Source organism: Alteromonas alvinellae (assembly GCF_902705805.1).
Genome location: NZ_CACSIH010000113.1, coordinates 98,194 through 121,161, shown reverse-complemented (window position 1 = coordinate 121,161; position 22,968 = coordinate 98,194). Strand labels below are relative to the sequence as shown.

At 46.3% G+C, this 22,968-nt stretch carries 22 protein-coding genes; 12 read left to right on the top strand and 10 right to left on the bottom strand.

Features of this window, described 5'->3' with window-relative positions; all coding sequences use genetic code 11:
- The first annotated feature begins 115 nt into the window (after window positions 1–115).
- A complete protein-coding gene (locus ACX5KA_RS08175; RefSeq protein WP_239244072.1) occupies window positions 116–322 on the top strand; it encodes a YheV family putative zinc ribbon protein in 207 nt (68 codons plus the stop codon).
- A 178-nt stretch (window positions 323–500) separates the two neighbouring features.
- Window positions 501–1,613, top strand: a complete 1,113-nt coding sequence (locus ACX5KA_RS08170) for a DUF748 domain-containing protein (protein WP_458730845.1) — start codon at window positions 501–503, stop codon at window positions 1,611–1,613.
- Between the two features lie 22 nt (window positions 1,614–1,635).
- Here the strand turns inward: ACX5KA_RS08170 and ACX5KA_RS08165 are convergent, their stop codons facing one another.
- The 3 genes from ACX5KA_RS08165 to ACX5KA_RS08155 form a co-directional block, all read right to left on the bottom strand.
- Window positions 1,636–1,794 (bottom strand): hypothetical protein, encoded by a 159-nt coding sequence (locus ACX5KA_RS08165; RefSeq protein ID WP_012520154.1) that lies wholly within the window; start codon window positions 1,792–1,794, stop codon window positions 1,636–1,638.
- Between the two features lie 283 nt (window positions 1,795–2,077).
- A complete protein-coding gene (locus ACX5KA_RS08160; protein ID WP_014980717.1) occupies window positions 2,078–2,326 on the bottom strand; it encodes a SlyX family protein in 249 nt (82 codons plus the stop codon).
- A gap of 9 nt (window positions 2,327–2,335) precedes the next feature.
- On the bottom strand, window positions 2,336–3,268 hold the full coding sequence (locus ACX5KA_RS08155; protein ID WP_458730849.1) for a WD40 repeat domain-containing protein: 933 nt from the start codon (window positions 3,266–3,268) through the stop codon (window positions 2,336–2,338).
- Window positions 3,269–3,465: 197 nt separating this feature from the next.
- Here ACX5KA_RS08155 and fkpA point away from each other — a divergent pair, with 197 nt between their 5' ends.
- Complete coding sequence (gene fkpA, locus ACX5KA_RS08150) at window positions 3,466–4,251, top strand: FKBP-type peptidyl-prolyl cis-trans isomerase (protein WP_014951335.1); 786 nt, start codon at window positions 3,466–3,468, stop codon at window positions 4,249–4,251.
- 266 nt (window positions 4,252–4,517) lie between these two features.
- On the opposite strand, the gene ACX5KA_RS08145 is transcribed toward fkpA, so the two are convergent.
- Window positions 4,518–4,787, bottom strand: coding sequence for a hypothetical protein (locus tag ACX5KA_RS08145; RefSeq protein WP_196248030.1), 270 nt, complete (start codon window positions 4,785–4,787; stop codon window positions 4,518–4,520).
- Between the two features lie 174 nt (window positions 4,788–4,961).
- On the opposite strand from ACX5KA_RS08145, the gene greB reads away from it, so the two are divergent.
- The 3 genes from greB to ACX5KA_RS08130 all read left to right on the top strand — a co-directional run bounded on the left by greB (window position 4,962) and on the right by ACX5KA_RS08130 (window position 10,194).
- Window positions 4,962–5,447 (top strand): transcription elongation factor GreB, encoded by a 486-nt coding sequence (gene greB / locus ACX5KA_RS08140; RefSeq protein ID WP_039221428.1) that lies wholly within the window; start codon window positions 4,962–4,964, stop codon window positions 5,445–5,447.
- A 178-nt stretch (window positions 5,448–5,625) separates the two neighbouring features.
- Window positions 5,626–7,974, top strand: a complete 2,349-nt coding sequence (locus tag ACX5KA_RS08135; RefSeq protein WP_168533755.1) for a Tex family protein — start codon at window positions 5,626–5,628, stop codon at window positions 7,972–7,974.
- 441 nt (window positions 7,975–8,415) lie between these two features.
- The gene (locus ACX5KA_RS08130) at window positions 8,416–10,194 is read left to right on the top strand and encodes a C1 family peptidase (RefSeq protein WP_458730844.1); all 1,779 of its coding nucleotides are present in this window, start codon (window positions 8,416–8,418) and stop codon (window positions 10,192–10,194) included.
- A gap of 119 nt (window positions 10,195–10,313) precedes the next feature.
- Here ACX5KA_RS08130 and ACX5KA_RS08125 read toward each other — a convergent pair whose 3' ends face one another.
- From ACX5KA_RS08125 to bioH, 3 genes are all read right to left on the bottom strand, one after another.
- Window positions 10,314–11,252, bottom strand: a complete 939-nt coding sequence (locus ACX5KA_RS08125; protein ID WP_039221420.1) for a putative metalloprotease CJM1_0395 family protein — start codon at window positions 11,250–11,252, stop codon at window positions 10,314–10,316.
- A 14-nt stretch (window positions 11,253–11,266) separates the two neighbouring features.
- Complete coding sequence (locus tag ACX5KA_RS08120) at window positions 11,267–11,584, bottom strand: hypothetical protein (RefSeq protein WP_039221417.1); 318 nt, start codon at window positions 11,582–11,584, stop codon at window positions 11,267–11,269.
- Between the two features lie 177 nt (window positions 11,585–11,761).
- Window positions 11,762–12,571, bottom strand: a complete 810-nt coding sequence (gene bioH, locus ACX5KA_RS08115; protein ID WP_039221412.1) for a pimeloyl-ACP methyl ester esterase BioH — start codon at window positions 12,569–12,571, stop codon at window positions 11,762–11,764.
- Window positions 12,572–12,669: 98 nt separating this feature from the next.
- Between bioH and ACX5KA_RS08110 the strand changes: the two genes are divergently transcribed.
- Window positions 12,670–13,383 carry a ComF family protein gene (locus ACX5KA_RS08110; RefSeq protein WP_039221410.1) on the top strand — a complete coding sequence of 238 codons (714 nt, stop codon included), beginning with the start codon at window positions 12,670–12,672 and terminating at the stop codon, window positions 13,381–13,383.
- 57 nt (window positions 13,384–13,440) lie between these two features.
- Here ACX5KA_RS08110 and ACX5KA_RS08105 read toward each other — a convergent pair whose 3' ends face one another.
- Complete coding sequence (locus ACX5KA_RS08105) at window positions 13,441–16,098, bottom strand: M14 family zinc carboxypeptidase (protein WP_168533749.1); 2,658 nt, start codon at window positions 16,096–16,098, stop codon at window positions 13,441–13,443.
- Window positions 16,099–16,258: 160 nt separating this feature from the next.
- On the opposite strand from ACX5KA_RS08105, the gene nfuA reads away from it, so the two are divergent.
- The 4 genes from nfuA (at window position 16,259) to ACX5KA_RS08085 (ending at window position 19,508) form a co-directional block, all read left to right on the top strand.
- Window positions 16,259–16,837, top strand: coding sequence for a Fe-S biogenesis protein NfuA (nfuA, locus tag ACX5KA_RS08100; protein ID WP_039221404.1), 579 nt, complete (start codon window positions 16,259–16,261; stop codon window positions 16,835–16,837).
- A gap of 473 nt (window positions 16,838–17,310) precedes the next feature.
- Window positions 17,311–18,015, top strand: a complete 705-nt coding sequence (locus ACX5KA_RS08095; RefSeq protein WP_084081872.1) for an aspartate/glutamate racemase family protein — start codon at window positions 17,311–17,313, stop codon at window positions 18,013–18,015.
- Window positions 18,016–18,102: 87 nt separating this feature from the next.
- The gene (locus ACX5KA_RS08090) at window positions 18,103–18,486 is read left to right on the top strand and encodes a VOC family protein (RefSeq protein WP_458730843.1); all 384 of its coding nucleotides are present in this window, start codon (window positions 18,103–18,105) and stop codon (window positions 18,484–18,486) included.
- A 287-nt stretch (window positions 18,487–18,773) separates the two neighbouring features.
- Entirely contained in the window at window positions 18,774–19,508 is a 735-nt protein-coding gene (locus tag ACX5KA_RS08085; RefSeq protein ID WP_458730842.1) for a class I SAM-dependent methyltransferase, read from the top strand.
- 97 nt (window positions 19,509–19,605) lie between these two features.
- Here the strand turns inward: ACX5KA_RS08085 and ACX5KA_RS08080 are convergent, their stop codons facing one another.
- A complete protein-coding gene (locus ACX5KA_RS08080) occupies window positions 19,606–20,952 on the bottom strand; it encodes an MATE family efflux transporter (RefSeq protein ID WP_458730841.1) in 1,347 nt (448 codons plus the stop codon).
- A 121-nt stretch (window positions 20,953–21,073) separates the two neighbouring features.
- Between ACX5KA_RS08080 and ACX5KA_RS08075 the strand changes: the two genes are divergently transcribed.
- Window positions 21,074–22,300, top strand: coding sequence for a polysaccharide deacetylase family protein (locus tag ACX5KA_RS08075; protein ID WP_458730840.1), 1,227 nt, complete (start codon window positions 21,074–21,076; stop codon window positions 22,298–22,300).
- Window positions 22,301–22,380: 80 nt separating this feature from the next.
- Here ACX5KA_RS08075 and ACX5KA_RS08070 read toward each other — a convergent pair whose 3' ends face one another.
- Entirely contained in the window at window positions 22,381–22,968 is a 588-nt protein-coding gene (locus tag ACX5KA_RS08070) for a GNAT family N-acetyltransferase (protein ID WP_039221389.1), read from the bottom strand.

Sequence of the window (22,968 nt, the reverse complement as noted above, 5' to 3'; positions counted from 1 at the left end):
GCCGTTTGAGGGGGGAGACCATTCCATCGTATAATATCAAAAACTTAAGGTAAAAGCTGATCAACACTTACCATTTCAAGGTATAATAATCGCGAAATTCTTCAAAGGTGTATGTATGTCAAAACGTGTAAAACGCCGCTTTGTTGCAGGGGCTACGTGCCCAAAATGCCAAGAGCTAGATACGATTTCGTTATATTTTGAAAATAACGTAGAAAAGCTGGAGTGCGTAGCGTGTGGTTATAACGAAGCGCAAACTGACGAGAAAGTTAGTGCCGCCACGCGATCTAACGAAAATGTTATCGGTGTCTTTAAACCCCACTAACATTCCTACCCACGTCTCAGTAAATCTTACCGTTAAGCCTGTGTAACACCTTACAACGCTGTGCTCAGGCTTTTTGCAAACGTCTCTTCATGCCACGCCAACGCTGGGTATCCTCGTTACCTAACGAAAGAGGTTGCTCAGGCATAATTTTTGTATTTCCTTCGCAAAGGAGTGAAATATGAAACATGCTAAAAAACGTGCCTGCTATGTCCTTATAGCCTTGTTGCTTACGCTTATTGCCATAAGACTTTACTTGCCTTACGCCGCAGCGTCATACATCAACACGACGCTGAGTCAGTCAAAAGAGTATAACGGCCGCGTGGGCGATGTAGATTTAATGCTATGGCGCGGCGCATACAGTTTAGAACATATTTTGCTTTATAAGGCGAACGGGCAAGTAGATAGGCCGCTATTTAAAGCTGACTATGTGGAGTTTACGCTTTCATGGTCACAGCTTTTCAAAGGTGCAGCGGTAGGAAAAGTCATTGTTAATTCCCCCGAGATTAATTTTGTAGACGGCAACACGGAGGAGAGAAGCCAGTCTGGTAAGGATGAAAACTGGTTATCTATCGCCGACCAACTCTTCCCGTTACGCATCGACAAGCTAACTATTAACCAAGGAAAAGTCGCTTTCCACAACCCCGATACTTCTCCGGCTATCGACATTGCGCTTCATGATATTCAGCTTGAAGTGAATAACTTGGTGAATAGCGATAACTTGTCAGACTCACGTGTAGCAACGGCCAAAGCGCAAGGACAAACGGCACAGCAGGGCACGATATCCTTAAACGCTAAACTCAACCCCGCAACAACAGCCCCCACATTTGACGTTGATATTCAAGCTGACAACGTTGGACTAGTGAACTTTAAGAACCTGCTTGATACCTACGCACCGTTTGATCTGGAAGCCGGCACACTCACGCTTGCGGCTGAAGTGGCGTCTAGTGAAGGGAAAGTAAAAGGCTATATCAAACCCATTTTGCATAATGTGGAGGTATTTTCTTGGAAGGGTGACATTGAACGTGACGGCGATGGTTTTATTGAAGGCAGTATCGAAGCCATTTCCGCGTTTGTCACCGAACTGTTTGAAAACCAAAGCGAAGACCAAATTGCCACACGCATTCCTGTTGAAGGCGATTTATCAAGCCCTGACACCCAAACATGGGAGGCATTTACCGCGATTTTAAAAAATGCATTTATCGAAGCTTTTAACGGCGATGTGGAGAAAAGTATAGAGTTGGATAGACTCGAGCTGGATAAGTTGGAAGCGTCGGAAGGCTCTAAAAATTAAGAGCCCTCGCCGCTGAGCGCGCTTAAATAGTACAGCTATCGCCACAGTCGTTGGCGCCGTCGCGCATACCTTCAATCTCTTGACTCTCTTGCTTGTCTTTTTCAGCCTGTTTCTCTGCTACTGACTGCTCAACAGAGTCAAAATCGATGCTATCAAACGCATCCATATCAAAATCGCTCATAACTCACTCTCTTAAATAGTAAAAAAGGCTTCTTTTTGCTGAAGCCTTTGTATCGGGGCGCAAGTGTAATTCAAATGTATATTCAGGCTAAATGAAGACTTCGCCTAACTCATAACAAGATGAACTAGCGTGATGTCTTTTCAACACTACTGCACATCAACGAAGCGCCTTTGATGTCTTCACAGGCCTATCCCCACGATGAGCGCCCCGCAATAAGTGTCATAGTCAATGGACGTGATCCAAATGAATACCGCGTTGCAATTACTAGTGCGCTTCAATTGTTCTAGTAATGCGGAGGCGGGGTTTCTTCTGACTGCTTAGCAATATTAGACGGCTCGATAGACTTAACGCGGTCAACGACATGGCGTACTTTAAAGGCTAAATCGTCAAGCTGCTTTTGTTGCGAAGACAGCGCATCGTTTAGCGCCTCAATGGTGTGTTCCTGAAACGCAACTTTAGTTTGAAGCTCTTCGATATAGCTATTCGCGCTATCTATTTGCTGTTGTAAATGCTCAGCGCTTTTATCTGTCATGTAAATTCTCTATCTCTCTCGTTGCCATTCTTCGGCAAGGCCACTACTGCTTATGGACAATATATTATCATTGGGGAGGAAGGCGACGCCATACACAACTGCGGTTGGTGGTGAAACTGACTCTCGTGATGCAACCTGTATGGACTGCACTTGCTCGCCAGTTTTCAAATCCCACAGGTATACTTTTCTGGCGGGAGAGCCTGTTAGTAAAAACTGACCATCTTTGGAAAACTCAACGTCTGTGAAGATTTTCTGACGCGCTGCATATTTGAGGGATGCCACAGGCTGCCCTGTTTGCACATTCCACACTTGCGACTTGCTCTGGCTGTCCGCAGTAAAAGCAAAGCGGCCTTCATCATCAAGCGCTACTTTTGTTACTCGCGTGGGGTGGGTGAATGTATGAATTATTTGCCCAGTGTCAGTGCTCCATAAATACGCTATGTAATCGTTGCCCCCCGTCAATGCGAACTTACCGTTAGGGGAAATATCAATGGAGTTAACCTTTTCTTGATGCCCTAAAAACTCCAGTCGACGCGAAGTACGAGGTTCAAAGTACATAACTTTGCCATTTGAGCGCGCCACCAATATGCCGTTACCATTATTGGTAACCACCACATCTCTAATTGATGACTCGTCAATGCGCCAAAAACCTTCAGGCTCGCCGGTCTCCAGACTCCATAAGGCAAACGCCTCGCGGTCAGCGGTCACAACATAGCTTTTGTCGGCGCTAATGTGCACTGACATAACGAGGTTATCGCCTTCACCTTGGTGGCTCCAGTGATAAAGGGGATCACTTTGTCCCATTCGCCATACGTTTACCCCGTTATTCACGCCAGAAACCACCGCTAACGTGCCGTCGGTAGAAATATCTGCGGCATAGGCGCCTTCTTCTACATGACGCCACTGCTGTATTGGCGTAGTATCAGGGACAGAGCATCCCATGGAATTACCTATAAGTACGATGAGTAACGCTATTCTATGGAACATTTGAGGCCTAAACATAATCAAATGGGTTTCGCTTTGTAAACGCTAGGTTTAACATAGCATGGATCACGCATCTTTAACTATCGTGCACACTGCCTTGGATGCAGCAGTATAGACATAGACGCATGATGATAAAAATTTATGGAGACGTTTTTATGCAGAAGTCGCTCGTTGCCTTATCTACTATCGCTGCGCTAGGCCTTTTCGCTTGCCAGCCAAATACATCTGATGAGGCCGCTTCTACAAGCGCTGATAGTGCAAAAACAACTTCTGTTTCAGCAGAAGAAATGACAGATACGCAAAAGCAAGCTTACGCCATGGGCGCAAGCATGGGTTTGTTCGTTAGCAACCGTGCCGAACAACAAGAGCAACTGGGTTTAACATTAGACCAAGATGCGCTACAACAAGGCTTTAAAGACGGTCTAAACGACACCCTTAAGTTTACGCCAGAGCAGATTCAGCAAATCGCTCAACAAGGCGAAGAAGTACTTCGCGCTAAGCAGCAAGAAATGGCGGAACAAGCCGCTGAAAAAAATATTGAAGCAGGCCTAGCTTACCTAGAAGAAAACGGTAAGAAAGAAGGTGTGGTAACTACCGAGTCTGGTCTTCAGTACGAAGTACTTGAAGAAGGCGAGGGTGCAAGCCCAGAAGCGACAGACATGGTTAAAGTTCACTACCGTGGCACCTTGCTAGATGGCACAGAGTTCGACTCATCTTACAAGCGTGGCGAGCCAGCAGAATTTCCACTTAATCGCGTTATTTCTGGTTGGACTGAAGGCGTTCAATTGATGAAAGAAGGCGCAAAGTATCGCTTCCATATCCCATCTGAACTTGCTTATGGTGCGCGTTCTACTGGCGCAATCACGCCAAACTCGACGCTTATCTTTGACGTTGAGTTGCTAGAGGTGGTTAAGCCTGAAGCAGAAGCGCCAACGGAATAAGTTAGTGCTTTAAGAAAAAGAGAAAGCCGACGCATAGCGTCGGCTTTTTTGTTTTAGTGAGTCAGCGTGATCCTTGCCTACCTTTTCCCTACGAGCCAGTGGATTTTCACCACGCGCGTACCCAAATAGTAAAGTGGGTTATTCAATATGCTTGGTGCCTCGAATTACACTATTAAGCTTAGTCTAAATCGACCAAATTTCACGGTCTATTCCAAGCCTTTTTGGAACAATTTCGCCTTAAAACTTGGTGCTTAAAACAAAAGGTTTTAACGCTGAGGGGCGCGCCGTCTTTCTGTGTGTACCTTAAACGTAGCAAAATGATTTAACAGAGACTGACCCACCTTATACATAGCACAACCTAAAATAAGATATATCACGGTTTGCATACTCTTTAAGCGAACAACGATATCAAGCAAGGCATACAACAATAACAGCGCGCCACTTAAAAACAGCATAAAACCGATGATAGTACCGCTGGTTTGGAACGGATCGTTCCCCGACCTTCGACGGTTCAACATTGGTATCCTGTTACGCATTCATTTCCCCTAATGGTTTGACTATTATTTATACTACGACACTAAACGAAAGGTTTATGTTCAATAATTATTCAATCTGTCTCTTTTGTCACTTTTTGACGTACAGAAAGATTGCGTTTTGCCTTATTACCCACATAAAGTAGGGGTAATTAGCTGGATTATTTATAGGACATTGTGAAAACACCGCTTATCACTCGAAAGGGCTACTTAAAGCTAAAACAAGAACTGGATTTCTTGTGGCGTGAAGAACGACCTGAAATTACTCGTAAGGTAACCTGGGCAGCGAGCCTTGGTGACAGAAGCGAGAATGCCGACTACCAGTACAATAAGAAGAAGCTACGGGAAATTGATCGCCGCGTACGCTACCTTCGCAAGTGCTTGGAAAACCTAAAGGTTGTGGACTACGATCCACAGCAAGAGGGTAAGGTCTTCTTTGGTGCCTGGGTTGAAATTGAAAACGAAGCGGGCAAGGTGATGGAACTTAGGCTCGTGGGCTACGACGAAATTTTCGGCCGAAAGGATTACATTTCTATCGACTCTCCGATGGCCCGAGCATTGCTTGGCAAAGAAGAAGACGATGAGTTTGTTGTAAAAACTGAGACGGGCACGAAAGAGTGGTGGATAAACCGTATTTGGTACGACGCAACGGACAAACTGTGAGTACTAATATGCCCTTTTTAATCACCCTTTTGTAACACAATGATCAGACGACTTCCCCTACACCGCGGTGATATACTCACCGCTCCTGTTTTCACTACCGACGCTGTGTATACAAGCCTTTCACACACCGTTTATTCGCCATTGCCTAACGCGAATTTTTAGTATCTTAGAGCGACTTATGATTATCAATAAAATTGCAGATGAACTTAGCGTTCAACCTTCGCAAGTAACTGCCGCTGTTAAACTTCTTGATGAAGGGGCTACCGTACCTTTTATCGCGCGCTACCGAAAAGAAGTGACGCAAGGCCTTGATGACACGCAACTGCGTACCTTGGAGCAGCGCTTAACCTACCTGCGAGAGCTTGAAGAGCGCCGCGATGTGATCCTTAAATCTATCGAAGAACAGGGCAAACTAACCGACGAGCTTAAAAGCAATATTACCAGTGCTGACAGCAAAACTACCCTGGAAGATTTGTACTTACCGTATAAGCCGCGCCGACGTACCAAAGGCCAGATTGCTATTGAAGCAGGCCTTGAACCTTTAGCTGATGCCTTATTTTCTGACCCAGATACCGACGCTGAAAGTGCAGCAAGCGAATACGTTAATACAGACACTGGTATTGCTGATGCTAAAGCAGCGTTGGAAGGTGCCCGTTATATCTTAATGGAGCGTTTCGCTGAAGACGCCGCGCTCTTAGCAAAGGTGCGTAAGTACCTAACTGAAAACGCCCATGTAAAAAGCTCCGTTGTATCAGGTAAAGAACAAGAAGCCGCCAAATATAAAGACTATTTTGAACACAGTGAGAAGTACAAGAATGTACCATCTCACCGCGCGTTGGCGATGTTTAGAGGCCGCAACGAAGGCATGCTTCACATTCAGCTAGATGCCGACCCGCAGTCAGAAGACAACGGTCCGTCGCATTGCGAACAAATTATTGCCAGCCACTACGATATTATGCACCGCGGCCGTGGCGCAGATGACTTCTTGGCTCAAGTTGTACAGTGGACGTGGAAAATCAAAATTGGTTTACACATGGAAACTGAGCTATTCAGCGCCCTTAGAGAACGCGCTGAAGAGGAAGCCATTGAGGTATTTGCTAAAAACTTAAACGACCTGTTGATGGCTGCACCTGCAGGTGCAAAAACCACTATGGGTTTAGATCCAGGTTTGAGAACCGGCGTTAAGGTAGCGGTCGTAGACAGCACAGGAAAAGTGGTCGCAACCAACACCATTTTCCCGCATGCACCACAAAACCAGTGGGATAAATCTATTCGCACGCTCACCACGTTGTGTAAGCAATACAAAGTAGATTTAATCAGCATTGGCAACGGTACTGGCTCGCGCGAGACAGACAAACTCGTTGGTGAAATGCTCAAGAACAACAGCGAGCTTACTGCACAAAAAATTATGGTCAGTGAAGCGGGTGCATCGGTGTATTCAGCCTCTGAGCTTGCTTCAAAAGAATTGCCTGACCTTGATGTGTCAATCCGCGGCGCAGTGTCTATCGCTCGACGCTTGCAAGACCCGCTGGCAGAGCTGGTTAAAATTGAACCTAAAGCTATTGGTGTAGGCCAATATCAGCATGACGTAAGCCAAAGCCAGTTAGGCAAGTCGCTAGACCGTGTTATTGAAGACTGTGTAAACGCCGTTGGCGTTGACTTAAACACTGCATCGCCCGCGCTTTTGAGCTATGTATCGGGCTTAAACAAAACCCTAGCTCACAACATCGTGAATTTCAGAGACACCAACGGTGCTTTCCCAGACCGTAAAGCGCTATTGAAAGTAGAACGTTTAGGGCCTAAAGCCTTTGAGCAAGCGGCGGGCTTCCTTCGCATTGTAAACGGCACCAACCCACTTGATGCCTCTGCGGTTCACCCAGAAGCATACCCAGTGGTAGATAAGATTGTTGATACTACCGCTGTTGCGGTTAACGACATCATCGGCAATACCGAGCTTCTAAAAAGCCTGTCGCCAGATACCTTTACCAGCGACGCATTCGGTTTGCCAACGGTTAAAGACATTCTAAAAGAGCTGGATAAACCAGGCCGCGATCCTCGTCCAGAGTTTAAAACTGCCGCGTTTAAAGAAGGCGTTGAAACCATTAACGACCTTAAACCAGGTATGATTTTAGAGGGCGTGGTAAGCAACGTGGCCAACTTTGGTGCGTTCGTTGATGTAGGTGTGCATCAAGATGGACTGGTGCATATTTCAGCACTGACTAACAAGTTTATCTCAGACCCTCGCGAGGTGGTCAAAGCGGGCGATATCGTTAAAGTAAAAGTGCTTGAAGTAGACGTACCGCGCAAGCGTATTTCCTTCACCATGCGCTTAGACGATACACCGAGTCAAAGCAATAATGCAGGCGGCAAACCAGCAGCAGGAAAACCACAAAGTAAAGGGGCTGGGCGTGCTAACGCAAAAGCAAACCCTCGTTCAAATCAGGGTGGCGGCAATCGCAATAGCCAACCTCAAAATAGCGCTATGGGCAATGCCTTTGCCGATGCCTTTGCTAAAGCGAAAAAGTAAACGGTAGCGCTTAACCATTACTTACTCTTGTTTACAAAAGGGCGTGTTAGTTCACTAACACGCCCTTTTCGTATCGCACCTCCATTTTAACTGCCGTTTTTGCTACATTAGTTTGTGTTACATTAGATGGGACGCATGGAAATTCATGCACCCTGATACTCTTGAATAAAAAGTGTCAAACTACAAAATACCGAAACAGTGAAAAGGTGTGGGTCACACCGAAACCGAAGTTCGTATGTTGTTAGCGTTTAGCGAGGCCGTTGACATGCTTTTAGTGCCTTAACGTTTAGCGAAGGTAATGTCGCTCATTTGACCACAGCCTTTTTCAAGGCAGCACTTTCGGACAACCGTAATGAGCTAAGGGCCACTAACCTTTGGTGTACGAGCGTAATCATCCAACTGTACAGCAAAGATTATCTGCCCTCATCAAAGGATGATTTTATGAACTCGCCTGTCTCAAAAAATATGCTGAATGTCAGCGCCGATTACCCCGATCTTCGGGATCGTTATTACCAACCTAATCTTACGCCTCTTAAGCCTTTTATCGACCCGCCAGGCAATTTGGTTATTTTAGACCAAGGTAAAGATGGAGCGTGTACCGGCTTTGCATTGGCCGCTACCATTAATTTCATTTACCGTCAGCAGGGCCGAAAACATACCGTTAGCCCGTGGATGCTTTATGCCATGGCTAAACGTCATGATGAGTGGTTAGGTGAAGCGTATGAAGGCTCTAGCTGCCGCGGTGCAATTAAGGGGTGGTACAACAGTGGCGTATGTAACGAATCACTAACTGAAGATATTAAGCACAGCAACGAATTTGAGATGACCCTAGCCATTGCTAATAATGCCAGCAATCACAGGCTAGGAGCGTACTACCGTATTGAACGAGAAATTAGCGATTTTCATGCGGCGCTTAACGAAGTAGGCGTAATCTTTGTCTCTGCCAGAATTCATGAAGGCTGGAAAGATAGCGAAGGTGATGTAATAAGCCTAAGGCCTGAACCCATGGGTGGCCACGCGTTTGCCATTGTTGGCTATAACGACGAAGGTTTTTGGATCCAAAACTCTTGGGGGACGGATTGGAAAAAGTCAGGGCTGGCACTTTGGCGTTACGATGACTGGGCGTTAAACGTTATGGATGCGTGGGTTGTTCAACTTGCGCTTCCTATTTCAGGCTCAGGGACTTACCACCAAGCTACGCGCTCTATTGCACAGGGTTTGTTTTCTCGCTCCACACCACGGGTGAGCATTCAAGATCACTTCATTCATTTCGACGACGGACACTTTGACACCAGAAGCAAATATTGGAGCAATAAAAACCACGTCGATGCCATTATTGAAAAACTTTCTGACAGTAACCATCGTCATGTAATGTTATATGCACACGGCGGCTTAAATAGCATAAAAGCTTCGGCTAAACGCATTGCAGCCATGAAAGACACCTTCCTTAAAAACGATATTTACCCCATTCACTTCATGTACGACACGGGTATGCTAGAAGAACTCAAAGATATTCTGGGCTTTAAGAATAAAGAGATTAGCAATAAAGTTGGGGCTTTCACTGATTATACCGACCGCATTCTGGAATGGGCGACGCGCAAAGTAGGTGGTGCACTTTGGCGTGAAATGAAATCAGATGCTTGCACGCCCTTTACCCGTACCACGTCCGATGGTACGTATTTTCTAACACAATTGGCCGCCTACTTGAAAGACAATTCAGATATTAAGCTGCATGTTGTAGGGCATTCTGCTGGCTCTATCTTTCATGCTCACAGCTTATCTAGACTGTGTAAAGTAGATGAAAGCATAAAGGTTAAAGGTCTACACTTATTGGCCCCAGCCATCAGCTACCCCTTGTTCAACGAAAAGCTCTCTGCGCTTATAGAAGGTAAACATATTGAATCGACTACGGTTTACAACTTATCTGAAGCGTTGGAAAAAGATGACCACGTGGCGCGCATTTACCAAAAGTCGTTGCTCTATTTGGTATCAAATGCGTTTGAATCCAAACCAGAGATGCCCTTATTAGGTATGGCTGTGTTTAATCAGCCGCTGCCTAGCGTGACATTTAAGTACAGTGAGGGGAAAGAAGGTGAAGCCACCGCCGCCACGTCCCACGGTGGCTTCGATAGCGACGTAGATACCATGAACTCGGTGCTTTCAGACATCACTGGCGGCTCACCTAAATATCCGTTTACAAAGGCAATACTGGATTATTAAAGCCTGCTAACTGGGAAGGATGTTGAATAAATGAAAGTACTTCTCTAATGGTTTAGCTAAGGTTGTGATGGGCTAAATCGTTGGAGTAACACGAGGCAGACAAGACTAATTACACGTTATCATGCTTGAAATGATAGACCCTCTCTAGACGGAGTGTAAGCTTGCAAATACGCATTTTGAATGCGGCCTATTCGAGCCTGCATAAAGTCAGCACCACTGGCCTCAACAGCTTGTTCAGAAGAAGCGATTGCTAGTGTAGACTGAGCATCTAAAATAGTATTTACGTCAGCGCCTTTTGTTGAATTAGTGTCGATGTCCTGCTGGTCACTATCGTCAGCATCTGCAACTAGGTCGCTATCTGAAACACTTGTAGCACTATTCGTCGACGTTCCCTCAGCTGCGCCTTTGGCGATCTCACTACGGGCCTCTGTGGCTTTTTGAGAAGCCTCTGCAGCCACTTTTAAATCTTGTGATGATGGTTCAGCTGGGGCAAGAGCGGCTGCGCGCACCTGCTCCATTTTTTTCAGTGTTTCCTCAGGCGTTTTTTCTTCTGAAACATCAATAGACACTTCGCCATCGGTCACATAGCGTTTATTGTCAGGGCCTGTGGTGTATTCATATTGTGGTGCACCGGCGTACTGACCGCCTGTTGAAGCATGCGCTTGCTCGTGAACTCTTACTTCCTGATCCCGGGCTTTTAGCTGTTCAATTTCAGCCGCGTCTTGCTTCTCTTGTTGCTCTTGCTGCCTGTCTTTCGCGTCTTGTTTACCAGCACTCTCGTCTTGCGCATTGTCTTTCTCTTGCCCAAATACGTTTTGGAAGGCTGCTTGAAGCTCGGTTTGTATCTGTGGACGTTCATAGGTGACAGGAGCTGGCGGCTGGCCGGGGCTCTTCGCTTTATCGGCTTCTGACCCCAAGCCTTTTTGAGAAGCCCCTTGCTGGGAATCTGACGCTTGAGGAATAGTTTCACGCTGCACATTATCTCTACGTGCAGACTCTGTATTTATGTTCGCCGTGGGATAAGCAATGGCGTTAAGGATTGGTGTAACGATATTCACCGTAACTGTTCCACCTACGCAAGCACGTCTATGATGGTACCAAGCATCTCATCGGCAACACCTAATACTTTGGCAGAGGCTTGGGCATTACGTTCGTTTACATTGAGCGCAATTAAGTCGTCGGTGAGACGCGTGGAGGTAGACGTTGAATTCGATGACGTGTTTATTGTGTCGGTATTGGTCGCAATAGGTTGAGCGGGTGCTACCGCATCCTCAGCAGTTCGCTGAGCGATATTTGATGCTGCCTGCGAAATTCCGTCGCTGGCATTTTGTAAACCATATTGAGCCGCTGCAAATGCAGAGCCTGCACCTAAACCATCAACACTTGTCATACACTACCCCTAACCTCTCATGTGCAATTATTAACCAATTTCACACAAATGGAAAGACATGTATCACACCCTGTCATTAACTTATTGTAAGCAGGCGATTTTTATTAGGCTGTCAAAGATAAGAAAAGCTTCAAACAATCAGCAAGCCGCGGTTTGAAGCTTCATGTCATCACTGTTTTAAGACGCCTTTTGCTGATAAATGCCAGCGGCAAAGCGAAATAGAATGTCAGCAGTTTGCTGAGGATGTGAAATAAACGGCGCATGCGACGCATGAGGCAGAACAACGGTATCGGCCTGCGGATGTAGCTCACATATACGATCTATTCCGCTGGTCGGCACTAGACTATCTAACCTGCCATACAATCGTAACGTGGGTGTAGTTATTCGTCCCACGTCTTGGCGCATGTCTTCAGTAGACAATATGCGTAAACCTTTCTTAAGCGCTTCCTCGGCGGGATCTGGGAATTGGGTTACCTGTTCTCTGATCGCCTTAATATCCTGCTTTGCCGTTTCGCTGCCCATCGCTTGAATTGCCAAAAAACGTTCCAGTGTTTTCTGATAGTTCTTTTCAAGCTGAGTCTCGAACATTGAAAGTAAATCTGCAGCAATACCCGGCCAACAAGGCCCTGCTATAAATCGAGGTGTTGAAGCAATCGTTACCAGTCCGGTAAGTTTTTCTGGTGCTAACAGCGCTAACTTTTGCGCAACTAGGCCACCTAATGACCACCCAACCAACACACACTGGTTTGGAAGCTGGTTCACAATGGATTGAGCCAATGTTTCCACGTTATACGGTGACGGGACGAACTCTGCATTTTCCCCAAACCCAGGAAGATCTATGGTGGTGACGCGAAAATTATCGCTTAAATAAGGAATAAAGGATGTGAACGCTCCGCTGTTCATACCCCAACCATGAAGAAATACCACATCTACGCCTGTACCCTGAGTACGGGTGACAAGCTCGCCGTTTGTATGCAAACTTTCCATTTACACCTCCTTAGGCAGTCACGTGTTTTTGAGGCAACACGAAATAATGAAAACAGGTCGACGCTCGACAATTCAAGGAAGTTGATGGAATCAACACTATGAACCTTTCATGCTTGCTATGTTATCAGGCAAGTCCTACGCCAGTATGTCACTGGTGTGAAGATGACATATTTTTTTTCGATGCCACGTTGCACGGAAGTAACTTACTTCAATATGGCCCTGTGGCAGGCCACGTCAAGCATAGCCACTATGACGCGTTACGCGTTTTGGGACTTCATACGTGGCCAATGTCATCGCTGGTTCACCAGTTAAAGTTTACGCATTCCCTTACGGCAGGAAAAGTATTAAGTAACTGGTTTGTCCATAAAATGCGACAGTGCACTTTATCAGTGCCCAATGTGCTGCTTCCGGTGCCAATTAGTGCATGGCGACTTGCTACACGGCACTACAATCAGGCTACGCTTCTGTGTGAAAGCATAAGCAGTGAGCTGAATATTCCAGTTAACCAGTCGTGGGCCAAACGACGGGGCTTTAGCGTGCAGCATCACTTATCAAAAATGGCGAGAGCCGAAAACGCAAGCCGTGTATTCAGCCTATCGACGCAGTGTATCGATGATGAGATAGCGATAGCGCAAGGTAATAAAGATGGCTGCAACTTCAGCGTTGCAATTGTCGATGATGTACTCACCACCGGCGTGACCGTGAATACATTGAGTAAAAGGCTCAAAAAACGCTATCCAAATTTACACATTCAGGTGTGGGTAGCGGCATTTACGCCTCCGCCTAAAAGCAGTCTGTGTCAGAAAGCCTAGTGCTCAGAAGCGGTGATACTGAAAAGCGCGGCATTTCGCCGCGCGTTTCAAACTTATTTAGCGAATAAAGTGCGATTGGTAGATTGCATTAGCCAGCATCTTGTTCGTGCCATACCAGTACCCTCTAAACTGCGTATTGTCGGTAAAGCCAATGACAACGCCGCGACCCATTTTTTGAGTCGTCACAGCAGTTGATTCAGCCATTAGCGCAACCATTGCGTCATCACTAAACCCTGCCATAAGAGGCTCGTCGGTGTAGCGTGCAGGCGTAACAAAAGGTGAGTTACTTGCCTCCACTATCATATTGTTGGTTTTAAACATAGGCAGAGTATCGTCATCATAGCCGTAAAATAGCGGGTGAGTATTGTCGATATTGGCTTCAAACACAGCGCCAGCCACCAACTTTCTGGCGTATAGCGATGCGCCATCTTTATAGCTGAGTTCGCTTTCATCGAACGCGTTATCAATACTCTCTCGACTAACAATTTCTACGTCTAACCATTTATGTTGACCGAAATAACGCAACGCGGATTTCTGTCCCACGATCACGCCACCGGCTTTTACCCAGTCTTCAATTTTTGCTCTGTCGCTTTCCGTAAAACTATAGCGTCCGCTTGGAAACAAAATATGTGTGTAGTTGATACTAGGATCACTAAGCGCCTTGAGTAAATGTTGTTGCTCAACAATACTGGCAGGCAACCCTACCTTTGTATCGAAGTAATGCCACATTTCCCCGACTTCGTACTCGCTAGTACCTTCGCCTCCCACAATCAATACTTGTGGCAAGGTAACGGGTGCCATGCTTCGGCTACCCAAATCGTGCCCTGTGGGTGTTAACCCACTGCGCAAACTAAATACAGGCACCTGAAGTTGCTGTTGCGCATCGCGCAAAACGGCCGCCAAGTTTTCTGGCTGACCCAGTCCTTTTGGTACAACTATGCTGCCAGGCTGAAGCTCAATGCTGTTGCCATCGTATTTAATAGCGGAAAACGCTTCTTCACTACTACGCACCTTAACGCCAGCTTCCAATAACGTTTGCAGCATGGCTGGCGCATAATAATGCTGCCATGAAAACGCATACGCGTATGCGTCTGGGTGAATATCGTTAAGTGCCGGTTGCGCAAGTGCGGTGTTGTCGCTCAGTTTTAGGCTTCGCGCATCGCCCCTATCTAAAGGCGCGTAATCCAAATTGAAAGCCAAAGCTAAATTCCACGTTGATACATCGTAAAACGTGTTGTTCTCAAACGAGGTTTGGGTCGAGAAAATTGACTTTACTAAACGGTATTGAGGCTGGTTTGAAGGAATATAAATCGCGCTACCTGCACCATAGCGAACTTTGCTTACCTCAACATCTTTCGTTAACACCTCGTAATTAATATGATGCTGTTCAAGCAAGGCAACAAATGCATTAAATCGAGCAAGATCATTCGATGCACTAACAACAAAACCTACCTGCTCATCCTTTTCAGCCAGTGACTGTGTGCTCTTAACAAAACCCGATTGATAATCGAGAATCGCAGCCTTATTCGCCAATGCGCCTCTAAAAGTGCTTAAAGACGTGGTAATTTGATTTGCTATGGTATCTTTAAACGCAAGCTTGCCATTAATAGAGTCTTGAAGATGCCCCCGTGAGCTTGCTTGCTCAAAAAGAATACCCACACTGCCGTGTAAATCTGGATAGGTCGAGCCTTTGCCTGCGTAGAAGTCGTCAAATGCTTCTTGGGTAAAATAGAGCTCCCCTTGCTCATCAAACGCGGCAGCGTGATACTGGGCAAGCGCTTCTGTTAGCGTTACGTTCTCATCAGGCGTCAGTGGATTTTTACGCGAGCGCACACCAGGCTGGAAAAAATAGGTGCTGTCTGTCCCCATTTCATGAAAATCGGTGAGTATATGTGGGCGCCATTTATGAAACTGTTTAATTCGCGCCTGCGACTCTGGGTGCGCCAGCAATAGCCAGTCGCGGTTTAAATCGAACCAGTAGTGATTTGTTCTACCTGACGGCCACCCCTCATCGTGTTCACGGTGTCGACTGTCAGAAACCAGCTGCCTGCCCTTGTGCATATTTGCCCACTGAGCAAATCGAGAAAGTCCATCGGGGTTGAAAGACGGATCAAACAGCACAATATTGTTATTCAACAAGGCATCAATTTCTTTACCTTCAGCCGCGGCCAAATAATAAGCCAACGCAAGTGAAGCATTGGTACCGGAAGGCTCGTTACCGTGAATACTGTAGCCCATGTAAAAGATAAGGGGAGCATCGCTACCTACTTTCTTGCCGCTTTCCATTGCATCGATGTGTTGCTGCCTCATCGCCTCAATATTGTTTCTATTTGAGGGCGCTGTGATTGTTAGTAACAGAAGTGGGCGGTTTTCGTGAGTACGGCCGGTTTCTTCAATGGTGATACGGTCAGACTTCTCGGCAAGTAGCTTCATATAATTGACGACTTGGTCGTGACGCACATGCCACTCGCCAATGTTGGCGCCTAGTATCGATTCAGGCGTGGGAATAGCTGGGTTGTAGGATACCGTGTCAGGTAAGTATGCTGTCACCGGCTGCCCGCCTACATCAGGTGCAATAGTAACTGTTGAAGCAGAGGCGGGTTGTGCTAATGATTTCTGACTGGCTGTTGCCCCAAAGGCGATGGTACCAAGGGCTAAAAATGAAACGAGTGAGAATGGATTCTTTTTGGCGGTGTAATGCAATTTCGCGAACATAGCGCTTCCCGTCTTGTTGTTATGGTTGAGAATAGTGGCAACGTGCACGCCTCTCAACAAATTCGATTCACTGGAATAATTTATTTAATTAATACCCGACTGTTTTACTCAGGTAAATTTGATACAATAATCCAAATTTCAAAATATGTAGGACTTGCTGATGATAACTATATCAGAAGAAGCCCAGGCTCACTTCGTAAAACTGTTGAGTAAACAAGAGTCTGGCACGAATATTCGTGTGTTCGTCGTAAATCCAGGCACTTCGTCGGCTGAGTGTGGCGTGTCCTATTGCCCACCAGACGCGGTTGAAGAGACGGATACCCGTTTGCCATTTAATGGTTTCGATGCGGTTGTAGATGAAGAAAGCGCGCCTTATTTAGAGGAAGCGGAAATTGACTACGTTACCGATCAAATGGGCTCACAGTTAACCCTAAAAGCACCTAACGCTAAAGCGCGTAAAGTGTCTGACGACGCACCATTAATTGAGCGAATCAACTATATGATTGAATCGGAAATCAATCCTCAGTTGGCGAGCCATGGTGGCAATGTTGTATTGACAGAACTGACTGACGACGGCTATGCCATACTCCAGTTCGGCGGCGGCTGCAATGGTTGCTCAATGGTAGACGTAACGCTTAAAGAAGGTATCGAGAAGCAAATGATCGAGCAATTCGCTGGCGAGCTCAAGGGCGTGCGCGATGCGACTGAGCACCAGGCGGGTGAGCACTCTTACTACTAAGCGTAATATTGCACTTGCCTAAGTGCATATCTCGATAACTATCTCATGCTAAAGCAAGACATTCACAAAAGCTGGCAACTATTCAAAATAGGTCTATCTATTTTCGTTGTCGGCGTCTTGCTGTTGTTCACCTTAAGTGAACTTCATATCACGCTGCATTACCTGAGCCTTCTTATATTATTTGTCGGTTTCGCTATCGCCATGTTGGGTTACTGGGGAATTTTTATTCAGCGTTTTTCGTTTATAAAAAACAAAAAGCCACCGCATAAATTCTGATTACTTCCGGCTCTACGCCATACCTTCTTGCCCTATTCTTTATGTAAGCCAGTCAGATTGCTCTCAGTTTCACCCATACGCCATACTCTACATTACGCAGCTGTCTCCCGTTCATTTATGTTCGCCTAGCGCTTGTCTCGGGTTACAGGTAGATTAGAGGTTGCGCAAAGTGCCTAACAAAATAAAAAGGAGCTGTGGTGAATACAACAAAGAAGCTGGGCCTGCTTGGCGGAATGAGTTGGGAATCAACGGTCAGTTACTATCAAGCCATAAACCGTGGTGTAAACGCTCGACTTGGCGGCCTTCACAGCGCACCGCTGATAATAAGCAGCGTTGACTTTGCCCACATAGAGCAGCTTCAACATAAAGGCGAATGGGATAAAACCGCCGATATACTGATCCGCGAGGCGAAGCATTTAGAAACTGCGGGTGCAAAAGCCATATTAATTTGTACCAATACCATGCACAAGGTAGCAGCTGACATAGAGCAGAAGATCACCATTCCACTTATTCACATTGCCGACGCTACGGGGTGCGTGTTGCAACAAGATAGGGTTAAGAAAGTTGGGCTACTGGGCACCCGTTTCACCATGGAACAAACCTTTTACACATCGCGCCTTGAAGAGATGTTTGGCATTGAAGTTGTTATTCCAAATGACCAACAACGTAACACGGTTCATAACATTATTTATGAACAATTATGCAAGGGCGTGATTTGTGTTGAATCCCGTAACGCGTATATTGACATTATAAATGAACTGGCGGCCGAGGGTGCTGAAGGCATCATTTTAGGCTGCACAGAAATTGCCTTATTAGTTCAACAACATCACACCAAAGTTAAGTTATACGATACTACCGCTATCCATGCTTCAGCTGCGGTAGATTTTGCATTAGCTCCCTAAAGCGTTAGCAAAGGGTAAGTAGCGAAACACACATAACCTAACTTTGATAAAAGGGAATTAGCCCTACTATTTTCAGAGGACACAGCTATGTTTAGCCACGTAATGATTGGTGCGAACGACCTTGAAGCATCAAAGAAATTCTACGATGCCATATTAGGAGTATTAGGACACGAACCAGGTGTTTTTGATGAATACGGACGAGTGTTTTACTACACGTCTAAAGGCATTTTAGCACTAACAAAACCGATTAATGGCGAGGCAGCCACGCATGGTAATGGCACTACACTTGGCCTTGCTGCTCGAACACCAGACATCGTTGATGAATGGCACAAAGTAGGAAGCGAGAATGGGGGCGTGCCATGCGAGGACCCACCGGGTATTCGAGGCAATGGTGAACGCCAACTGTATCTTGCTTATCTGCGAGATCCCGCGGGCAACAAGCTCTGTGCCACGCACATCGTAAGAAAATAGCTGAAGTGCTGCCTGCTTAAATGATCATGCTCTTTTTGCAGGCTATTCGCTTTTAGCGGTCTATTTGGCCCAAAGCCCTTTGAAAAATAGCCCTTTGAATAATAGCGCTTTGGGTAATGCCTAGTTAAGTCTACATATAAGTACTAACCAAGCGAAACCGCATAGGCGTTACTGTCTGGCCACTCAATATCCTAAACGGGTTTCGCCTTTTCTTTGCACTTTGCACTATACATTGTTGCGAGATGAATTAACCTTGAACCAGTAAAAGCTCAGCTAACAGAGGGAATATGACACCTGAAGAAACTGGCAAGGCCTACGACACCATTACACACCTTTGGACTCGTCCTGAGTTTAATCAGAAAAATGGGTTAACCGCTTACCAAAAAGCACTGTCATTTTTAGCGGACACCCCATCACAAGAGCCTGATACGGTGCCAAGCGAAGCGCTTGATAAGGGAGAAGCGCTTGATAAGGGAGAGGCGCCTAATGAGGAAAAAGCGAGCAATAAAGACAAACTAGAGAAACGAGGTTACGCACTGGACATAGGTTGCGGATGCACCAATCGTTTTGTGCCGATTATCGAACGTGCAGGGCTAACTTACGAAGGCATTGATGTTTCCAAAGATATGCTTGCCATTGCGACGTCCCAATTACCCGCTCATACCTTCTATTGCGCCGACGTGTGTACATTCACTATCCCCAAGCACTATTCGTTTATTAGCGCTTGGGATAGCTTTTGGCATATTCCCCTAACTCAGCAAGAGCCTTTGCTTAAGAAGCTAGTGGATCATTTAAACGATGATGGTGTGTTGCTTTTTACCTGTGGGGGTACAGGTGAAAGCGGTCAACACACAAACAAAGTGATGGGCCCAGAAGTCTACTACGCCTCGCTGGGGCTACATAGATACATAGAAATATTGATAGAAGCAGGCGGGTTTGTTCGTCACGTTGAATTCGATCAGCACCCTGAACTACACACTATTATCATTGTGCAAAAAAGAACCGCGCAAAAAACACAGTAGCAAAAAAATAATACTGAATGATGCCCTAGAAAAACTGAGAGAGTCAGCGTGCTCAGCACGCCTTCCCAAAGTAAGGTCAGCGAAGCGTTATAAAACACTAGCTTTGCGGTGTCGCTAGCTCACCGCGTTTATCTAAACGATAAAAGCTCCAGGCCAATGTCACACCGCGAGCAAGTAAAAAGGCAAGAAGGGCGTACCACAGGCTGACATTACCTTGGTTTTTGGTGAGATACCAAACGGGGAAGTACACGCCTAGCGCACTAATTATCATGGTATTTCGCATTGCGCTGGCTCGGGTAAGGCCAACAAATACGCCATCGTACAAAAAACACCAATGCGCTAATAATGGAAGTAATACCATTAGACCAAGATAAGGTAGCGCAGCTTTTACAATGTCACTATGTTCGGTAAGCAGCGCGATAATGGCCTCACCGCCAGCGAAAAATATCAAGCTATAAATGAGGGCAAAAATACTCGACCAGACTAACCCTTGGTAGGTGCGTCGTTTCACTTCGCCGCTGTCAGACGCCCCCTTGGCTTCTCCCACCAGCGCTTCCACACCATAGGCTATGCCATCAAGTCCCAATGCAATAAGAACAAAGAACTGCATGAGTATGGCGTTGACGGCCGCCGACGTTTCACCGTAACGGGCACCTTGAATGGTGAGAAACGCTAAGCAACCCTGTAATGCTAAGTTACGTAATAGCATGTCACCGTTAAGCTTCATCAGTACCTTCCGAGCTGCAGGGTTAAACCACGATGCACTCACCGCGACACCGCCAACGCGCTTAAACGCCACCGCTAGCGCCATTATAGCCATGGTATACTCAGCGACAACACTGGCCAGCGCCACGCCAGCTACAGACAAACCAAGCCCGAACACAAACACTACATCGAGTCCCGCATTCAATAAATTTCCCACAATTTGAATAGCCATGACGCTGCGCGTTTTTTGCTGCCCTACTAACCATCCAACTAATGCCAGATTAAGCATGGCAGCTGGTGCGCCCCATACCCGCGTCGAAAAATAGTCTTGAAGATGCAGGGCAACGTCACTGTTTGGCTGAGTTAAAGCTAAGCCTATAGACAAGATAGGAGATTGAAGAGCAAGTACCACAGCCCCCAACACTAGAGCAACCGCCACCGTTTGCCACAATACTTTTGCTGACTCTAATGTATTGTTTGTCGACCCTTTAGCTTGTGCACTCAAGCCTGTTGATGACATGCGAAGAAACCCGCACACCCAGTATATTTGCGTTAAGATAAGTGCGCCCACCGAAGCCCCTGCAAGCATGGCTGGTAAAGACATGTGTCCTAAAACCGCGGTATCCACCAAACCTAATAGAGGCGTAGTAATATTCGCGAGGATCATGGGAAGCGCTAACGCCAACAGGCGGGAATGGTCGTCAAAAAAGGAGCGCTGAGTTAGTTGGGCAGGGGACATAAATGATCTCAGTAGGGGTTAATTTCGCTATATACTATCAACCTATGCAGCGGCATAAGTGAAATGCGTACCAGCTTGACCATGTATAAGATTGGCCAAGTCGCATTATTTGGAGTTTACCATGCTATTGAATTTGATTAGGCACTCAGTGGATGATGATATGAAAACCAACAATTTAATTCAAAACAGAGCGACGAGTCGTACGCGTTTGAAGATCTTATCTTCAATGCTTGCGGGAATTTTCAATGTTTTGTTGGTCTCACCTAGCATTGCTTCAGGCTCAGATGCAAACCCTGTTGCTGATGCGACTTCCACTAAAAAGGAACAAAGTGGTAGTAACATCGACTCTAGTGTGAGCACCACGCCTAACGCCGCCATTTTGCTTTATCACCATGTGTCGTCTTCAACACCAGCCAGTACCAGTATTTCGCCTGAAGCCTTTAAATCGCACATGGAATACTTGGACGCACACCACACTGTTGTTTCGCTTCAGGACGTTGTTTCTGCGATACAACACAACACTACACTGCCAGAAAATGCGGTTGCGATTACGTTTGACGATGGCTACGCAAACATTTTAGACAATGCTCACCCAATACTGGCTGACCTAGGTTTTCCCTATACCGTGTTTATCAACCCTGATGAAATTGGCGTAGGTCCTAAGCAGCTAACATGGGAGCAAGTTATTGCTATGCATAACGATGGCGTTGTTTTTGCCAACCACACGCTAGACCACCTTCATATGCTAAACGGTGAGCAAGCAATGGGCGAGCGCGCATGGCTGGAGAAAGTTTGGCAGAACGTAGAAAGTGCTGAAAAGAAGATTGAAGATAAATTGGATATTAGCCTTAAATATTTAGCGTACCCGTTTGGTGAATACAACACGGCGCTCGCTAATAAGCTCAAAGCTGAAGGTTACATAGGATTCGGGCAGCATTCCGGGGCTGTGGGTCCATCTAGCGACATGCAGGCACTACCGCGCTTCCCCGCGGCCGGTCCTTACGCCAATTTGGCAACGCTAAAGACCAAGCTTAATAGTCTTGCCATGCCAGTGACGCAAAGTTCACATAAAGACCCTCGTATGACAGCGCGAAACCTGTCATCGCCCATTAGTTTAACGATAGACAGTGACGATGTTCGCCTTACACAAGTAAATTGTTTTTTCGGCGGCGACCCTATCGAGACTAGCCTAGAAGAAAATGTGCTTACGTTTACCCTTGATGAAACGCTTCCAGTAGGACGTTCACGTGTGAATTGTACAGCACCGTCTAATGCGCAATCAGGGCGTTATTATTGGTACTCTACGCCCTTCTTTGTGGCAGATGAGAACGGCAATTACCCAGACTAGGGCATGTCGGACAGGCCAGGAAGAAAATTGGACGCTAGCCCATATTGGTTGGCTTCACATCTACATAAGAAAACGTTTAACTAAATAGACCGAGCAAAGCGGATAAAGCCTTTATTAATAGACTCTTCTACAAAGTCATTGCGTTGATAAAAACGGATAGCCGACACATTTGATACTTCAACATCAAGCACAAGCTTACGTTTTTTGAGCTTTTCCGCGCGCACCTGCATCGCATCTACTAGCATGGATCCCACCCCTGTTCGTCGGGCGCTTTCTTCAACGGAAAGATGTCCAATCATTAGTTCAGTATTGGTAGGTGGCGTTAGGTTTACCGCTACCGTTTGGTTACGCATGAGCACTGTAATAGCCTCATCGAGGGTAAAGTACGATGTGATGCTATCAAGGGTCGCCCTATCAAATGTTGCACCAAGTTTGCTGTGCCAAGAGGTCACAACACCGAGTACTTCGTCGCCGCTACACGCCACCCAATGATTCTTAAAGCCATATTGCCCGCCACCGAGTTCCCATGCATGAGACAGGTAGCCCTCAGCTGTTCTATTTTTATTTTGTCCAAAAATAGACGTTAACAAAGATTGCGCCGCATTCAATATAAGCGGCGTAGTTTGCGCAGCATCAGATGCCACACCTTGCCTTATTTTGATTTCCAT

Excerpts from the sequence above, each read along its gene's own strand:
- ACX5KA_RS08175 (WP_239244072.1), top strand. The coding sequence starts at position 116 with ATGTCAAAACGTGTAAAACGCCGCTTTGTTGCAGGGGCTACGTGCCCA.
- ACX5KA_RS08170 (WP_458730845.1), top strand. The coding sequence starts at position 501 with ATGAAACATGCTAAAAAACGTGCCTGCTATGTCCTTATAGCCTTGTTG.
- ACX5KA_RS08165 (WP_012520154.1), bottom strand. The coding sequence starts at position 1,794 with ATGAGCGATTTTGATATGGATGCGTTTGATAGCATCGATTTTGACTCT.
- ACX5KA_RS08160 (WP_014980717.1), bottom strand. The coding sequence starts at position 2,326 with ATGACAGATAAAAGCGCTGAGCATTTACAACAGCAAATAGATAGCGCG.
- ACX5KA_RS08155 (WP_458730849.1), bottom strand. The coding sequence starts at position 3,268 with ATGGGATGCTCTGTCCCTGATACTACGCCAATACAGCAGTGGCGTCAT.
- fkpA (WP_014951335.1), top strand. The coding sequence starts at position 3,466 with ATGCAGAAGTCGCTCGTTGCCTTATCTACTATCGCTGCGCTAGGCCTT.
- ACX5KA_RS08145 (WP_196248030.1), bottom strand. The coding sequence starts at position 4,787 with ATGCGTAACAGGATACCAATGTTGAACCGTCGAAGGTCGGGGAACGAT.
- ACX5KA_RS08135 (WP_168533755.1), top strand. The coding sequence starts at position 5,626 with ATGATTATCAATAAAATTGCAGATGAACTTAGCGTTCAACCTTCGCAA.
- ACX5KA_RS08130 (WP_458730844.1), top strand. The coding sequence starts at position 8,416 with ATGAACTCGCCTGTCTCAAAAAATATGCTGAATGTCAGCGCCGATTAC.
- ACX5KA_RS08120 (WP_039221417.1), bottom strand. The coding sequence starts at position 11,584 with ATGACAAGTGTTGATGGTTTAGGTGCAGGCTCTGCATTTGCAGCGGCT.
- bioH (WP_039221412.1), bottom strand. The coding sequence starts at position 12,571 with ATGGAAAGTTTGCATACAAACGGCGAGCTTGTCACCCGTACTCAGGGT.
- ACX5KA_RS08110 (WP_039221410.1), top strand. The coding sequence starts at position 12,670 with ATGAACCTTTCATGCTTGCTATGTTATCAGGCAAGTCCTACGCCAGTA.
- ACX5KA_RS08105 (WP_168533749.1), bottom strand. The coding sequence starts at position 16,098 with ATGTTCGCGAAATTGCATTACACCGCCAAAAAGAATCCATTCTCACTC.
- nfuA (WP_039221404.1), top strand. The coding sequence starts at position 16,259 with ATGATAACTATATCAGAAGAAGCCCAGGCTCACTTCGTAAAACTGTTG.
- ACX5KA_RS08090 (WP_458730843.1), top strand. The coding sequence starts at position 18,103 with ATGTTTAGCCACGTAATGATTGGTGCGAACGACCTTGAAGCATCAAAG.
- ACX5KA_RS08085 (WP_458730842.1), top strand. The coding sequence starts at position 18,774 with ATGACACCTGAAGAAACTGGCAAGGCCTACGACACCATTACACACCTT.
- ACX5KA_RS08080 (WP_458730841.1), bottom strand. The coding sequence starts at position 20,952 with ATGTCCCCTGCCCAACTAACTCAGCGCTCCTTTTTTGACGACCATTCC.
- ACX5KA_RS08075 (WP_458730840.1), top strand. The coding sequence starts at position 21,074 with ATGCTATTGAATTTGATTAGGCACTCAGTGGATGATGATATGAAAACC.
- ACX5KA_RS08070 (WP_039221389.1), bottom strand. The coding sequence starts at position 22,968 with ATGGAAATCAAAATAAGGCAAGGTGTGGCATCTGATGCTGCGCAAACT.